This window comes from uncultured Granulicatella sp. (assembly GCF_963515095.1).
Lineage (GTDB): Bacteria > Bacillota > Bacilli > Lactobacillales > Aerococcaceae > Granulicatella.
In genome coordinates this window covers 13809-29064 of record NZ_CAUPXD010000001.1, presented here as the reverse complement: position 1 = coordinate 29064, position 15256 = coordinate 13809, and the positions used below count along the sequence as shown (strand labels likewise).

At 31.7% G+C, this 15256-nt stretch carries 15 protein-coding genes and 1 pseudogene; 7 read left to right on the top strand and 9 right to left on the bottom strand.

The window, feature by feature from the left end; all coding sequences use genetic code 11:
- The first annotated feature begins 105 nt into the window (after positions 1–105).
- The 3 genes from RWL86_RS00145 to RWL86_RS00135 all read left to right on the top strand — a co-directional run bounded on the left by RWL86_RS00145 (position 106) and on the right by RWL86_RS00135 (position 3348).
- Positions 106–405: a hypothetical protein gene (locus RWL86_RS00145; protein ID WP_314076594.1), complete on the top strand. Its 300-nt coding sequence runs from the start codon at positions 106–108 to the stop codon at positions 403–405.
- A 72-nt stretch (positions 406–477) separates the two neighbouring features.
- Positions 478–2694 (top strand): hypothetical protein, encoded by a 2217-nt coding sequence (locus RWL86_RS00140; protein ID WP_314076593.1) that lies wholly within the window; start codon positions 478–480, stop codon positions 2692–2694.
- Between the two features lie 9 nt (positions 2695–2703).
- On the top strand, positions 2704–3348 hold the full coding sequence (locus RWL86_RS00135) for an ABC transporter ATP-binding protein (protein WP_314076592.1): 645 nt from the start codon (positions 2704–2706) through the stop codon (positions 3346–3348).
- 137 nt (positions 3349–3485) lie between these two features.
- Here RWL86_RS00135 and RWL86_RS00130 read toward each other — a convergent pair whose 3' ends face one another.
- Together RWL86_RS00130 and RWL86_RS00125 are read right to left on the bottom strand one after the other, a co-directional pair.
- The gene (locus tag RWL86_RS00130; protein WP_314076591.1) at positions 3486–4670 is read right to left on the bottom strand and encodes a HAMP domain-containing sensor histidine kinase; all 1185 of its coding nucleotides are present in this window, start codon (positions 4668–4670) and stop codon (positions 3486–3488) included.
- Entirely contained in the window at positions 4657–5352 is a 696-nt protein-coding gene (locus RWL86_RS00125) for a response regulator transcription factor (protein WP_314076590.1), read from the bottom strand. Before RWL86_RS00125 ends, RWL86_RS00130 begins: the two co-directional genes overlap by 14 nt.
- Positions 5353–5537: 185 nt before the next feature.
- Between RWL86_RS00125 and RWL86_RS00120 the strand changes: the two genes are divergently transcribed.
- The 4 genes from RWL86_RS00120 (at position 5538) to purR (ending at position 9799) form a co-directional block, all read left to right on the top strand.
- Entirely contained in the window at positions 5538–6362 is an 825-nt protein-coding gene (locus tag RWL86_RS00120) for a lipoate--protein ligase family protein (RefSeq protein ID WP_314076589.1), read from the top strand.
- Between the two features lie 35 nt (positions 6363–6397).
- Positions 6398–7750, top strand: a complete 1353-nt coding sequence (locus RWL86_RS00115; protein WP_314076698.1) for an HD domain-containing protein — start codon at positions 6398–6400, stop codon at positions 7748–7750.
- A 130-nt stretch (positions 7751–7880) separates the two neighbouring features.
- Entirely contained in the window at positions 7881–8699 is an 819-nt protein-coding gene (gene yidA, locus RWL86_RS00110) for a sugar-phosphatase (RefSeq protein ID WP_314076588.1), read from the top strand.
- Positions 8700–8959: 260 nt separating this feature from the next.
- A complete protein-coding gene (purR, locus tag RWL86_RS00105; RefSeq protein ID WP_314076587.1) occupies positions 8960–9799 on the top strand; it encodes a pur operon repressor in 840 nt (279 codons plus the stop codon).
- 138 nt (positions 9800–9937) lie between these two features.
- Here the strand turns inward: purR and RWL86_RS08400 are convergent.
- From RWL86_RS08400 to RWL86_RS00075, 7 genes and pseudogenes are all read right to left on the bottom strand, one after another.
- Positions 9938–10009 (bottom strand): annotated as a pseudogene (locus RWL86_RS08400) (N-acetylmuramoyl-L-alanine amidase family protein); the annotation flags it as partial.
- Positions 10010–10276: 267 nt separating this feature from the next.
- The gene (locus tag RWL86_RS00100) at positions 10277–11233 is read right to left on the bottom strand and encodes an AEC family transporter (protein ID WP_314076586.1); all 957 of its coding nucleotides are present in this window, start codon (positions 11231–11233) and stop codon (positions 10277–10279) included.
- A gap of 120 nt (positions 11234–11353) precedes the next feature.
- On the bottom strand, positions 11354–12169 hold the full coding sequence (locus RWL86_RS00095; RefSeq protein ID WP_314076585.1) for a metal ABC transporter permease: 816 nt from the start codon (positions 12167–12169) through the stop codon (positions 11354–11356).
- Positions 12118–12822, bottom strand: a complete 705-nt coding sequence (locus tag RWL86_RS00090) for a metal ABC transporter ATP-binding protein (RefSeq protein WP_314076584.1) — start codon at positions 12820–12822, stop codon at positions 12118–12120. Before RWL86_RS00090 ends, RWL86_RS00095 begins: the two co-directional genes overlap by 52 nt.
- A gap of 213 nt (positions 12823–13035) precedes the next feature.
- Positions 13036–13200, bottom strand: coding sequence for a hypothetical protein (locus RWL86_RS00085; RefSeq protein ID WP_314076697.1), 165 nt, complete (start codon positions 13198–13200; stop codon positions 13036–13038).
- A gap of 191 nt (positions 13201–13391) precedes the next feature.
- On the bottom strand, positions 13392–14387 hold the full coding sequence (locus RWL86_RS00080) for a LacI family DNA-binding transcriptional regulator (RefSeq protein WP_314076583.1): 996 nt from the start codon (positions 14385–14387) through the stop codon (positions 13392–13394).
- Positions 14388–14556: 169 nt separating this feature from the next.
- Positions 14557–15255 carry an MgtC/SapB family protein gene (locus RWL86_RS00075; protein ID WP_314076582.1) on the bottom strand — a complete coding sequence of 233 codons (699 nt, stop codon included), beginning with the start codon at positions 15253–15255 and terminating at the stop codon, positions 14557–14559.
- Position 15256 lies beyond the last annotated feature (1 nt).

The following is a 15256-nucleotide window of genomic DNA, read 5'->3' as shown; positions in this document are numbered from 1 at the left end:
GATATAAAAATGGAGATTACTTATTTTAATCTATTTAAGTTGTTGGGAATAATAATTTTATGTTAGTTAGTTCATATTTAAATAACTTCAAAGGAGAGATATAAAATGAAAAATAAAATTATGAAAAGAATGACAATAATTATCGCAACACTTATGGTATTAGCTTCTATTCCAGGAATTGCATACGCAACATCTGCAACTGTTTATTATAAGGGTGAACCTGTTAACTGGGAGTATGGAAGAAAATGGGGAGTATTTAGTTATTCAGAAGTTCAAACACATGACTTCGAACATTCCGCAACAGCAAATGGTTCATTTTCAGGTTGGAAAGATGCTGGCGAAGTTGCTTATGCTTCACGGTTTATAGGAAACTCTACAGCTAGAGCATATTGGGATTGTAGATAGTTAAATTTGAAAGGCAAAAGAATTTAATAGATTCTTTTGCCTTTCTATATAATAATTCATTTAGGAGGCACTATGAAAAGTATTTTTAACAATAATTTATTAAAATATTTAACTTGTATTATGATATTACTAAATGGTGTTTTATTTTCATTAGTGGCAACTTTTTACATGGATATAGCATATTTTAATAAATTAAGTATGTATCCATCTTCCGCTTTATATATTCAATTAAAAACGATACCAGAAGAAAAAGCAGACTCTACGTATAAATTTTTAAATGAATATGCAGAACAAAATGGATTGTTTTATATTAGGAAAGATTTTTTGCTTAATAGACATGGTTCAGTTATTGGTGCTTTGTTTAGTATTGATGGGGATATAAAATCTAATAAAGATAAGTTAACACTTGATTTTTTAGGGCAAAATATTACTAATTCAAATAAATTAGAGAAATTATTAGTTGCAAAAGATGAAAATGCAACTTTGGGTGTATCTGAAACTACATTAAATAGTATTGATAATATTCCACGTTTTAAATTCGGAGAAAATATAGTCTTTAAAAAGTTATCAAATACAATTAGAGAAACAAAAACTATTAATGGTGAATACAGAATTCTGGGATTAGATAATTCAAAAAAAATAGAATTTTTAGAAGGACTCAGTAAAGTGAGTGGTGTTGATAGTTCCGTTTTTTTTGATGGTAAATCTGGATATTTTCTAGATCATGGATTGAATGAAATAATAATAGTTGGTATGTTTGTGATTAGCAATTTAGTATTATTATCGTTACTTATTGTAATAACGATAAAGTATTTGCCTAATTTAGGTAAACTTATTTTACTAGGATGGTCAAGAAAATATTTTGCTATTAAGTTATATCAACCGTTAATTTATACGGCTCTGTTATCTATTTTTTTATTCATACCCTATGGATTAGTTTTAACGGATATTACTTTCAACTCCATTTTTTTTATTAGTTTAATGCTTGGGATAGGAATACTTCATTTTATAATCATTAGTATTTTATTATTAATAGCATCCCTTTTTATCTTCTTAATTTCAGCAATAAATGCAGCAAGAGAAAGAATACCAAGAAGAAAATATATGATTGTTGCAGTATTGGTGTATTTTATTTTTAATATCTTCTTAATTGTAGGAAGTGTATATATAGATAGCCCCTACCAAGAAGTTCAAAAAAATATAGAAATCTCTAAAAACTGGAATAAGGTTTCTGACTATAAAATTTTAAAAAATATTAGCGTTGGAAATGATCAAGCTAGTTTTAACAGGCAATCAAAAGAGTTATTTAGAGATTTTTATAACTGGTACAAAGAAATTTCAGATGATAATGATGTAAATATCATAAACACTTCATTTATTTCCAAGGATATGCTAAAAAAGTATAAATTAAACGAAGTTTATAAATCTGTTCCTAACGAAGAATTTTGGACACTGACTGCTTCTCCTAATTATTTAAAAAAAATTGGTATAAAAATTGAAGATTCAGTTATAAAAAATGCTAAGCGAGGGACTAGAACTTATTTAATTCCAGAAAATAAATCAGATAATGAAATTAAATTGTTAAAAGAAATGCTTATTGAAAAAGATACTAAAAATATTAGATCAGATGATATAAAAACTAGTTTTAATGAAAATAAAGAATTTGAATTTTTAAAATATCAATTCAATCAAGAAGTATTTTCATTTAGTACGAAATCAGTAGATAAACTTATGATTAAAGATCCAATCATATTAGTCATTACTCCTGAGAATATGATCTATAGAGAGACAGAAAGCTTAATTGCTATAGGGTTAGAAAATTCTTATATTAAACTTGAAGGGGAAGCTGAAGCGAAGTATTTAAGCCAAGAATACTTATCAAAATTTAATTTAAATGATAACTATATAGAGTTTGCTACAATTCGTTTATTTGTTGATGGAATACAAAAAGATTTATGGTTAACGATACAATTATTTCTGGGAACTTTAATTGCTATTACATTTATCGTTATTATTTTATTGATTAGCATCATAACTATTTTTCAGAATGCGTATAAAGAAAAAATATCCGTTAAGAAATTCTTGGGATATAGCAATTTTAGTATATACAAAATCCCGCTACTGTTAACAACTTTTGTGATAGCCTTAGACATTGTAACTGTTATACTTTTTCATAGTAAAGTCGGCATAGTATTTATGATAGTTCTTGGTTTAATACAACTTATTATATTTTATAAGGTTATGATAAGTAATCAAATGAAAAAACTAAATCTATTTTTAAAATCATAGGAGGGGAATATGAATATACTAGAATTAAAAAATGTTTCTAAAAGTTATAATAGCAGAAAAATTATTGATAATTTCACTATTTCTATTCCTGAAAAATCTATTGTATCTATCATAGGTAAGTCTGGCTCTGGAAAGAGTACAATATTAAACATGATTGGAATGCTCGAAAAAGTTGATAGTGGTGAAATTAAAATAAATGGGAAAAAATTACCATCTATCAACAGTTCCTTAGCAATGAAATTGAGAAGAGACAGTATTAATTATTTATTTCAATCGTTTGCTTTAATCAATGATATAAAAGTTGTTGATAATTTACTAATTGCTATGGAATTTTTAGATATCTCAAAAAAAGAAAAAATCCATCTAATAGATAATGTTCTAAATGAGTTGGATATATTTGATTTAAAAAATAAAATTGTAAATACATTGTCTGGGGGAGAACAACAAAGAGTTGCTATTGCTAGGTGTATTTTAAAACCAGGAAACTTGATATTAGCTGATGAACCTACAGGTTCTCTTGATCCCATGATGTCTGAAAAAGTATTTAGCTTAATTAAAAATTTACGCGATAAATATGGAAAAACTATCATTATTGTTACTCATGATATGAATTTAGCCAATAAGACCGATAAAATTATAAATTTAAATTTTTAATGTTGTATCATTATTATGATAAATTTTTGTAGTATTATTTTATTTAGTGTTTAGACATAACTATCATTTCTATACTTTGGTTTCGTCGACTTAAGTATACTAGATAGTTATGTCTTTTTGTTGCACTTTATTTCTCTCTAAACATCCGCATCATTCGGCAAGCAAATATAAAAACTAATCACTTCTCCAACAGATTCAGCTAACATTCTCCCACCATGACTTCGAACAATATTATCCGCAATGGCTAAACCTAAGCCTGTTCCCCCTGTTTCTTTCGAACGAGAGCCTTCTGCACGATAAAAACGACTAAATAAATGCTCCAACACTTCTTTTGAGATAGGTTCTCCAATATTACGAACAGCAATGGTTACAATGTCTTTTTGTTCCAACACTTCTATCGTAATTTTCGTATTTTCACGACCATATTTAATGGCATTCGACAGTAAATTATGAATCGCTCGTACCATCTTTTCGGCATCCATCTCCAAGACCATTTTTCTTTTTGGTGGAATCACTTCAATTGTCATTTGACGTTTTTGTGCTTCTAATTCAAAATCGGCTGCTACTTGTTCTAAGAAATTCGCTACTGGAATATCATTCAATCGTAATGGTGCTCCATTTGGACTTGTCGTTGTATATTCGAATAAATCATCTACTAGTGCCTTCATTTGTTGCGCTTTATGATACGCAATTTCTGCATAACGCTTTGTTTCTTCAGCTGTTTTAGGCTTTCCATTAATGACTAATCCTAAATACCCAATAATAGACGTTAAAGGGGTACGAATATCATGAGAAACATTTGTAATCAATTCATCTTTTGATTTTTCAATCATCCGTTCATCTTCCATGGCGCTTACAGTCGAATCTACTAAACGGTTAATACTCGTCACGACTTTTCCCATATCTCCTGCTAATTGGAAAGGAATTCTTCGATCATAATCTCCTTGCGCAATTAAATGTAATTCCTCTAAAACATGAGATAATTGCATTTGATGATAACGACGAATTAAACGCCAATAAGTAAATCCAATCGCAAAAATAATCGAACTAATGGAGAAAATATTTTTATATAATTGAATTTCACTTGGTTCAACATTCCAAGCTTGACGAATCGAACGACTGCCGTCTACAAAGTATCCAGGCGCATCTAAAATTTGATTCAACAATACTAAAGCTCCTAAATACAAGACAAAGACGATACAGAGTGTAATCACGCCTTCTAAAAATAATTCACTAATTTCCCGGGCTGTTAATTTTAAAAGGGCAGCAGGCTTTTCCTCTCTATCTGCCTTTTTTTGAAAAAATTTGCTATTTACTTTCAATTTTATAGCCAACTCCCCATACGGTTTCAATAACCTTATCTCCACCTGTTGCTTCAGCAATCTTGTCACGTAAATGACTTACGTGAACCATTACCGTTTTAGTAGAGACAATACTTTCTTGTTGCCATACCGTTTCAAAAATTTCATCTGCACTAAATACTTTATTAGGGTGACTTGCTAGTAAGAATAAAATTCCAAACTCTAACACCGTTAATTGAATTTCTAAACCATCTAATGTTGTTACTTGATGAGAGCCTTTATTAATTAATAATGGTCCAATCGTAATTTCTTCCGCACTTTCACTTTCTTTTGTTAAAGCTGAAGTTCTACGTAATAATGATTTTACACGTGCAATCACTTCTAATGGATTAAAAGGTTTCGTTACATAATCATCTGCCCCATTTGTCAATCCTTGAATTTTATCAATATCTGTTGATTTGGCACTTAATAATAAAATCGGCAAAGTATCATTCGTTTTACGAATTTCATGCACAACAGAAATTCCATCTAATCGTGGCATCATAATATCTAAAATCACCATATCAATATCTGGATAAGCTTGAATTTTTTCTAATGCTTGTTTTCCATCATATGCTTTTACAATTTCAAATTTTTCATTTCTTAAATAAATCGATAATAATTCAACAATCTCGCGATCGTCATCTACGACTAAAATTTTCATAAAAATCCCTCTTTTCGTATTATTTTCAACCTTATCCTACTCAATCTCTAAGAAAAACTCCACTATTTCATTAAAATCTTGAAAATTCTTTAATAATTTGGCAAAAAAATCGCTTCTTTATGCCTGAATACACGTTTTTTTGGTATAATGTAAGTGTATTCCTAATTTATTGGAAAGGATTTTTTATGACACAAACACCTATTACAAATCAACAAGTTCAATTACTAGAAACAATTGTCTCTTCATCAGAACAAATGCAAGATTATTTTGTTCCATTTGCAGTGGATGAATCCATCTTACATCATCTCGTGCAATTTCCATCGGAAACTTTTCTACATTTTTGGGAAATGGAAGATACAGTGATTTTAGGAATGACAGATACTAAAACACCCTATTTAGAAGAGGGAGTTGCTTTGTTAAAACAACGAAATTACACACCAGTTGTTCGTCATGCTGGAGGCTTAGCCGTTGTTAGTAACTCAGGCGTTTTAAATATTAGTTTATTATTTTCTAGACAAAATGCAACGATTACTCAAGTATATGAATGGATGCAAGAAATCATCACACGTGCCTTTCCAGAAGCTATTGGAGAAAAAGAAATCCAAGCCTTTGAAGTGAGTGATTCCTATTGCCCAGGAGACTATGATTTAAGTATCCAAGGGAAAAAATTTGCTGGAATTGCGCAAAGACGTTTCAAAAATTCCATTTGTGTCTCCATTTATCTTAGCATTAATGGAAATCAAGAAGAACGTGGAAACTTAATCCATGATTTTTATGAAGAAAGTATTAAGGGAGAAGAAACTCGTTGGCATTATCCAACTATCAATGCAGATAGTATGGCAAATGTATCGCAATTATTAGACTTAACACTAACGGTTCAAGAAGTCAAAGAACGTATTTTAACCGCTCTATTAGATGGGCAATGTGAATTATTAGAGTCAGAAATTAATTTTGCAACTGAAGCAAGTTATCAAAAAGCCATGGATCGTTTAAACCTTCGAAAAGTTTAACGGTAATTCCAGACAATATAAGGAGGAAAAGATTGATGTATATTGAAGAACTATCCCGTGAAAAAGTATTACGTGACCCTGTTCATGACTACATTCACATTCAACACCGTGTGATTTTAGACTTAATTAATAGCCGAGAAATGCAACGATTACGCCGAATTAAACAAACTGGCGCTTCTATGTTCACCTTCCATACAGCTGAACATTCCCGCTTTTCTCATTCATTAGGCGTCTATGAAATTGCTAGAAGAATTTGTGACAAATTTGTTCGTAACTACCCTTCTACAACCTCAGAAGATGGATTATGGGATGACTCTAACCGCCTTGTTGTCCTATGTGCCGCTCTTTTACACGATATCGGACATGGCCCTTATTCTCATGCTTTTGAGAAAATTTTCGATACAAATCATGAACAAATTACAATTGATATTATTTTGTCACCAGACACAGAAGTAAACAAAATTTTAAAAACAGTCTCTCCTACTTTCCCTGAGGAAGTAGCCAGTGTCATTCAAAAGAAACATCCAAATCCACAAGTTGTTCAATTAATTTCTAGTCAAATTGATGCAGACAGAATGGATTACTTACTACGAGATGCTTATTTCACAGGGGTAAACTATGGAACCTTTGATTTAACTCGTATTTTACGTGTGATTCGTCCTTATAAAGGTGGGATTGCCTTTAACTTCTCAGGAATGCATGCCGTAGAAGATTATGTCGTTAGCCGTTATCAAATGTATATGCAAGTTTATTTCCACCCAGTCTCAAGAGGGATGGAAGTGGTGTTAAATCACTTATTAAAACGTGCTACTGAATGTTATCATTCAACGACGCATCCATTAAAATATACAGCCTCTTTCTTAAAACCATTTTTTGAAAAAAATTGGACATTAGAAGATTACCTTCGTCTAGACGACAGTGTCTTAAACACTTATTTTGCTCATTGGCAAATTGAAGACGATGCGATTTTAAGTGATTTAGCCGATCGTTTTATTAATCGTAGACCATTTAAATCCGTGCCATTTAACCCTGTCAATGATGTGACAACAATTGAACGTATGAAAGAACTAGTACAAAATGTTGGTTATAATACCGAGTATTATACTGCGATTAATAATAGTTATGATTTACCATATGATTTCTATCGTCCAGATTCAGTGAAACCAAGAACTCAAATTGAATTAATGGAACGAAATGGAAATATGGTCGAATTATCTATTGTTAGTTCGATAGTATCTGCTATTTCAGGAAGAGTTCGTGGAGATGAACGCTTATACTTCCCTAGAGAAATGTTTGCAGAAGGAACATCAGAATTATTTAGCGAAGATTATCAAGAATTCCAAGCATTAGCTACAAAACTTGATGTCTACTCAAATCAAATGAAATAATAGGACAAAGACTTTTCTAAACTAGCGAACTCACCATAGAATTCAGCTACGAAGAAAAGTCTTTTGTACTTTTTCATTCAGTTGTGAATTATGGTATAATAAAACTGATACAGAAAAAAGGAGACTGACTATGATTAAATTAATTGCCATCGATATCGATGGAACTTTGATTAACTCAAAACACGAAATTACTCCTCGTGTTCATGCAGCATTAACAAAAGCAAAAGAACAAGGTGTCTATATTGTTCTTTGTACAGGACGACCACTTCCAGGCGTTCAAGGATATTTAAAAGAACTAAACTTAATTAATGATCGTGATTTTGTCATTACTTACAACGGTTCACTTGTTCAAAAAACAGGAACAGGAGAAAGTTTAGTACGCTTTGGAATGACGATGGATGATTTAAAACAAATGGATGATTATCATCAACAATACGGCGTTCACTATCACGTAATCGATGAAAAAAATATTTATGTTACTACACCAGATATTGGAAAATACTCTTATATGGAACGTGACCTTGTTGGTATGCCAATTGTTCAACAACCACTGGATCAATTTGATTCAAATGCTACTTTTTCAAAAATGATGTTCGTAGATGAACCAGAAATTTTAGAAAATCTTATTCCAAATTTAAGTGACTCATTTAAAGAAAATCATAATATCGTTCGTAGTATGCCTGTTTACTTAGAAGTCCTACACCCACAAGCAAGTAAAGGACATGCTGTCGCTAAACTAGCAGAGTTATTAGGATTAGATGCTAGTGAAGTCATGTGTATCGGAGATCAAGAAAACGATAGAGATATGATTGAGTATGCAGGAATGGGCGTTGCAATGGGAAATGCGATTGATGAAATTAAAGAACTCGCAAACTTCATTACAACAAGCTGTGATGAAGATGGCGTTGCAGTAGCTGTAGAAACTCACGTCTTAAACACGGAGAACTAATTCAAAGAAGAAAAACAATAAAAAGAAAAACCAAAGGAGAATTTACACTTCTTTGGTTTTTATTTACTCTGTAACATCAAGAAACTCTTCACAAAACACGATTATTAATAATAAATTATGAAAGAAAAAGCGAATTTTAACGAATGTTCGCCTTGTTTTTTGTTGTAATTTTCGTAAATTTCTGTATAATAGTTTTACTGGAGTATTCTTCAGCCAGAGCTGTCTTATAAGCTTTGATTCAAATTAAAGGAGGCTAACAAATGAAATTAAAGAGAAGCGAACGTTTAATCGATATGACACAACGATTACTCGATAATCCTCACACATTGATTTCATTAACAAGTTTTACAGATTTATACCAATCTGCAAAGTCTTCCATCAGTGAAGATATTGCCATTATTAAACGCACCTTTGAAATTCAAGGAATTGGTGTTGTTAATACACTTCCTGGAGCTGCAGGAGGCGTGATTTTCACTCCAAAAATTAAAAAAGAACAAGCATTAGAAGCAGCACAAAAAATTTGTGACCAGATGAATGATTCAACTCGTCTACTTCCTGGTGGATATATTTACTTATCTGATTTACTTGGAAAACCAGACGTTCTTCATCACTTAGGAAAAATGATTGCTTCTGCCTATGAAGACCAAAAAGTCGATGTCATTATGACTGTAGCAACGAAGGGTGTACCAATCGCTCAAACAGTTGCCAATTATTTAAATGTGCCATTTGTGATTGTTCGTCGTGATTCGAAAATTACAGAAGGAGCCACTGTAAGTATTAATTACGTATCTGGTTCATCTTCTCGTGTTGAAAAAATGGAATTATCTAAACGTACACTTCCAAGTGGATCAAATGTACTGATTGTCGATGACTTTCTAAAAGCCGGTGGTACCATTAATGGGATGCGAAGTCTTATCAAAGAATTTGATTCTCATGCAGTGGGTGCAGTCGTTTTCTGTGAATCAGGAGTCTCTGGACATCAATTACAAGATTATTCTTCTATTATTCGTATTACAGAAATTAATACCGAAAACCAACATATCAAAGCCGAACTCGGCAACTTCTTCGATACACATACATTTTTAGAAGAAACACATTAATGAACCTTTAACACAAAATAACAGAAAAAAACTTTCCTTGAATAGCAAGGTCACCAGCAGCCAATAAATGCTGTCTCATGTACTTTTGGTATTAAGAAAAGTTTTTTCTGTTATTTTTTCTTTACGTAGATAAATAGACTAAATCCATTCACCGTTCTCATTCAATTGATATCCATCAATAACAGTATTTTTTACCATCTTACCATTTGATAGAACATAATACCATTTTCTTTAGCAGTTTCTATTTTATATGTTATTACAAAAGTTAAAATATCGTTTTTATCTAGCAAAAATAAAAAGAAAAACTCCTTTGAATAGCAGTAGTAAAATAAGCCAAAGTGGCTTATTTTACTAGGGGAAATTCGAGACCGAGGCTCGAATTTTAGCCATGAGACTCGCATTGCGAGGCTGCTGGTGACCTTGCTATTCAAGGAATTTTTTCTGTTATTTTTGCTTTACGTTATTAAATTTTACGTTCTACTGGAATGCAATCGAAAATAGCATCATCCATACGGGTAAAATCACGATATAGAATAAAGTCGTAATCGTAACAGCGGATGTCGCAAAATCAACATCAGCTTTTTCTTCCGTTGCCAATAACGGCATTATAACCAATGTAGGAATTGTTGATTGAAGGAAGAACGTTTCTTGTAATTTCATTGGTAATTCGACTGAAAACAATTGCATCATTCCCACTTGGACAGTTAACAGAATTACTGGAAACAATACAAAACGCCCCAAAATCGCTAAACTCATATCTCGATCGAACGTCAATGAACGAAGCCCCACTTGTGCTAAGTGAATTCCAATATACATCAAAGATAATGGCGTTACTAAACTACCAATATAAATAAGCGATTGATTCAAAAACGTTGGAATCGTTCCTCCAAACCATACCAAAATCATACTTCCTAAAAAGGCAATTAATGGTGGTGAGAAAATCCGACTCCATTGAATTCCTTTTCCAACATGTTGCTGATTATAATAAGCAAATAAATACGTCCCCACTGTAAAAGTCGATAAAGTATTCACTACATAATAGACTAAAAAATAAGGCATAGCCTCTTCACCAAATAAAGATAAATTCAAAGGCATTCCCATAAAAATCGTATTCGCATTGACAATCGTATTTATCACCGTCGCCTTACGATTATTTGGAATACGAAATACTTGAACAATGATCCAAGCAACAAAATATCCAACAATAACACTCAACAGTGGAATTCCTAAACTTCCAACAAATTCAATCATTTTCTCCCTTGAAATAAATCGTAAAACAGAAATCATAATCGAAGCGGGTAACGCAATTTTAATAATAAGGGAAGCAATACTTGTTGAAAAGTTTTTGTCAAACCATCCCTTTATTTGTAATACATATCCTAAACTAATCATGATAACTATCGTTGCCATACTTGAAAAGATTTGACCTAACATTTTAATCCTCCAATTTCTTAGTACAGTCACTATACTCTGCTTTTCCTCTACCTGTCAACATTCCATAAAATATAAAAAATCTCGAAAAATCTGCTAGACAAACTTTCCGAGACTTCAACTTTATTTCTTGAATTGATTTTTAATCATTGTTCCAAATAAACTAATGACTAAAATCATTAGGAATACACAAGTAATCGTAGCACCTGGTGGTGTATCAAATTCATAAGACATACTTAATCCACTAAAAATACCAAATATGCTAATTAAAATACCCGACACAATTACGCCTGTAAAACTTCTCGTTAAACGAATCGCAATAGAGGCTGGTAACACAATAACCGCTGAAACTAATAAAGCTCCAGCAATTGGCATCATCACTGAAATGACTACCCCCGTAATAATCGTGAAAACTTGTGTCATCAAACGAACAGGTAATCCTGCCGTATAAGCAGTATCTTCATCAAATGATAAAACATATAATGGTCGTCTAAAAATTAAATATAACACGACTACAATAACCGCTAAAGCTATCATCAATCCCATTTGTTGTTGTGTAATCGTCACAATGGAACCAAATAAAAATTGATCCACACTAATCGTTGAACGACCTTTTTGGAAATTCATTAAAATTAAGGCAATCGCCATCCCGCCAGACATTAATATCGCAACAGTCACTTCTGAATAACCTTTAAAATATTTTCCAATTACTTCTAACACAATAGCTGCTAAAACTACCACTACTAATGTCATAAAGGTAGGATTATAGCCTAATAATAAGCCTAGAGAAACACCCACTAAGGAAACATGAGATAAGGTATCTGCCAATAATGACTGTCTTCTTAAAATTAAAAACAAGCCCAAAATTGGTGTAATCATCGCCATTGCTAATCCTGTGATGAATGCTCTTTGCATGAAACCATAGAAAAACATCTCCATGGAGAATCCTCCTTTCTCATCAAATGAATATGTTTATCCACATAATGTTCCAAATCTTCTTCCTCATGCGTCACCATTAAAATCGCTTTTCCATGATGTGCACAACTGTGATGTAAAAGATGATAGAAACGCTCTCTACTTGTTTTATCCATTCCTGCTGTTGGTTCATCTAAAACAAATAAGTCCGGATCTGTTGCAAAAATACGCGCTAAACAGATTCTTTGTTTTTGACCACCCGACAACTCGCCAATACGTTTATGGCGTTCATCCCACATTCCAACAGATTTTAAGGCTCTTTCAATATGTTCGTGGTCTTCTTTATCTAATCGTTGGAACCAACGACCTTGTTGGTAACGACCTGAAGCAACTAATTCATAAACGGTTGAAGGAAATCCCACATTAAAAGAAGAAATTTGTTGTGGGGCATATCCAATGGATAATGTTTCTCCTTGTGTATTAACGGTTGCAATTGTTGCCTTTCCTTGTTTTGGAGTTAATAATCCTAAAATATTTTTTAATAAAGTGGATTTTGCTGCACCATTTTCACCTGTTAATATGACAAACTCTCCCGGTTCAACAGTGAAACTAATGTTTTCTAAAACGGGCTCATTATCATACGAAAATGATAAATTCTCAACTGAAACGTAACTCATACTAACTCCTTCCTTTTCTAAATCGTAGTAATTCTTTTTTATGTACGTTTGTTAGGATAGCATATTTTAGTACGAATAATCAAGAATTTACGATAGATAGAATTCTATTAATATCTAAAAGATTTACTCCACAACTAAAATAGGAATCAAGCAACCTAACATTACTTAATTCCTTCAATATAGTTAATTCAAAAATCCTATTTTATTCAGTAATTAAATCCATTCACCATTATCATTAACATAGTAACCATCTGGAGTAATTGTATTTATTATTAATTCTCCTAATGAATTTAAGTAGTACCATTTCCCTTCAAGTTGTTTCCATCCTACTTGTACTTTATCTAATACTACATTTGAATTTGTTACTGCATTTTTAATTGATTTAGATTCATATCTGTTTATTTCTTCATTTTTTCTACACCGTCTAAAATTGAATTGCCTAATTTTTCATTACTAATACTTAATGTATTTTTTAAAGCATTAAAATTTTTTCTAATATCAATAACATTACATAATTCTTTAATTTTTTATAATAGGTTAAAATTTACATTTTCAAAATTCAAATATGGTTAAAAAGTTTGCCGTCTTATTAAACTTGCAGAAACTTCAACTGACTCTCTTTGATCACCATTTATAATCGCTAAAACACCTTCAATCATTTCTTTAGCTAATTCTGTATAATTTGGAGCGATGGTTGATAATGCGGGAGTATAATATTTAGCTATTGGTATATTATCAAAACCAACGATTGTTAATTGGTCAGGAATTGAAATCTCTTTTTCATAACATGCTCGAATAACACCTTGAACTTTTTCATCTCCAGACACAAAAATAATATCTGGAATATTTGAAGTTGATAAATTTTCTCTAACATAATCATATACAGACTCAATTGTAAACAGTCCATATATAACTTCCAGATTAATGTCATACGACTTATCACTTACACATTCTCTAACACCATTTTCACGATTTTTGTTAACAAGAGATGGTCCACCCATTAATAACCACATCTTTTTAAAGCCTTTTTCTTCAACAGCTTCCATTAAATCATATCCTGCTTGAAAATCATTATTTGAAACATAAATAACACCATCTGTGTGAGACTCCCCAAATACAATAAATGGCATATTATTCTTTTTCAAATATTGAATTCGACTATCATCTTTTCCTTCATAAAATACAATTACACCATCAACTAAACTACCCGTACTGGAAATAATAGAATCTTTAATAGAGTCTCCTTCTCCAAAATACTCAACAATTGCATTAACTCCTACTTCTTTACATGTCTGCAATACCTTATCTAGTAAAGTTTGAAACCAAATTAAAGGGAATGATTCCATTTTTTTCACAGATATTAAAATATTAATGGTTTCTTTTTTCGTTAAATTTTGAGCATAAGCATTTGGAACATATGATAATTCATCTATTACTTTCATTACAGCTTGATAGGTTTCAGGTTTAACTCTTTCTCCCCCATTAATAACTCTTGAAACAGTCTTTGGGGATACCCCTGATATTCGTGCAATATCATAAATAGTAATCTTCTTGTTATTTTTCATTTTTAGTCCTCAAAATAATCTAAATTTTCAAAGTAATTTGCCCTATCATTCTATCAAATATAATCCTAACATACAATTTATATTTTCATATTTTACGAACTAGATTTTTACTTCAAACAAGTCATTTTATGATAAAAAGGCAAGGTTACCCTCGCCTTTTTATCTTGCGTTAACTAGTTTCTTCTAAGTAAATAACTCCAACAATGTCTGATAATTCTTCCATTAGACGAAGATGTTCAAAACGACCAAGAAGTTCTAAAGTAATAAATGAAGCTATTTTCTTTTCAGGTACATCAAAATATTGAATTCGACTTTGATTCACTTCGCCAAAAGCTGTTCTTGAATCTGTAACACGAATATGTTTTTCAGCACAATATACTAATACACGATTATAGGCTTCTGTTGAATTTACCACTATATACAATTCAATAATTTTTGAACGTTTTTGTAAATATATTTTCAATGGTTGAAACATTGAAATAATTCCCCAAATTGAAATAGCCGTTAATATAGCTCCTTGATAGAACCCAACGCCTATCGCCAAACCAATACCTGCAGCTCCCCAAATTCCTGCAGCCGTTGTTAATCCTGTAATCTTTTTATTTTCTTTTATAAGAATTGTTCCTGCCCCTAAAAAACCTACTCCTGAGACTACTTGTGCTCCTAAACGTGTAGGATCCCCCGTTCCAAACTTATATGAAACAAACTCATTCGTCATCATTATTAGACAGGCTGCAACACAAACAACGCTGTGCGTTCGGATACCTGCCGGTTGAGATTTGCCTCCACGCTCCATACCAATTAGACTTCCCGCTATAAGTGATAAGACAATTCGTATTATTATATCAATATTGGTTAAAGCAGTCATA

Coding starts and splice junctions, on each gene's coding strand:
- RWL86_RS00075 (WP_314076582.1), bottom strand. CDS start 15,255: ATGACTGCTTTAACCAATATTGATATAATAATACGAATTGTCTTATCA.
- RWL86_RS00115 (WP_314076698.1), top strand. CDS start 6,398: ATGTATATTGAAGAACTATCCCGTGAAAAAGTATTACGTGACCCTGTT.
- RWL86_RS00140 (WP_314076593.1), top strand. CDS start 478: ATGAAAAGTATTTTTAACAATAATTTATTAAAATATTTAACTTGTATT.
- yidA (WP_314076588.1), top strand. CDS start 7,881: ATGATTAAATTAATTGCCATCGATATCGATGGAACTTTGATTAACTCA.
- RWL86_RS00145 (WP_314076594.1), top strand. CDS start 106: ATGAAAAATAAAATTATGAAAAGAATGACAATAATTATCGCAACACTT.
- RWL86_RS00135 (WP_314076592.1), top strand. CDS start 2,704: ATGAATATACTAGAATTAAAAAATGTTTCTAAAAGTTATAATAGCAGA.
- RWL86_RS00125 (WP_314076590.1), bottom strand. CDS start 5,352: ATGAAAATTTTAGTCGTAGATGACGATCGCGAGATTGTTGAATTATTA.
- RWL86_RS00080 (WP_314076583.1), bottom strand. CDS start 14,387: ATGAAAAATAACAAGAAGATTACTATTTATGATATTGCACGAATATCA.
- RWL86_RS00095 (WP_314076585.1), bottom strand. CDS start 12,169: ATGGAGATGTTTTTCTATGGTTTCATGCAAAGAGCATTCATCACAGGA.
- RWL86_RS00090 (WP_314076584.1), bottom strand. CDS start 12,822: ATGAGTTACGTTTCAGTTGAGAATTTATCATTTTCGTATGATAATGAG.
- purR (WP_314076587.1), top strand. CDS start 8,960: ATGAAATTAAAGAGAAGCGAACGTTTAATCGATATGACACAACGATTA.
- RWL86_RS00100 (WP_314076586.1), bottom strand. CDS start 11,233: ATGTTAGGTCAAATCTTTTCAAGTATGGCAACGATAGTTATCATGATT.
- RWL86_RS00120 (WP_314076589.1), top strand. CDS start 5,538: ATGACACAAACACCTATTACAAATCAACAAGTTCAATTACTAGAAACA.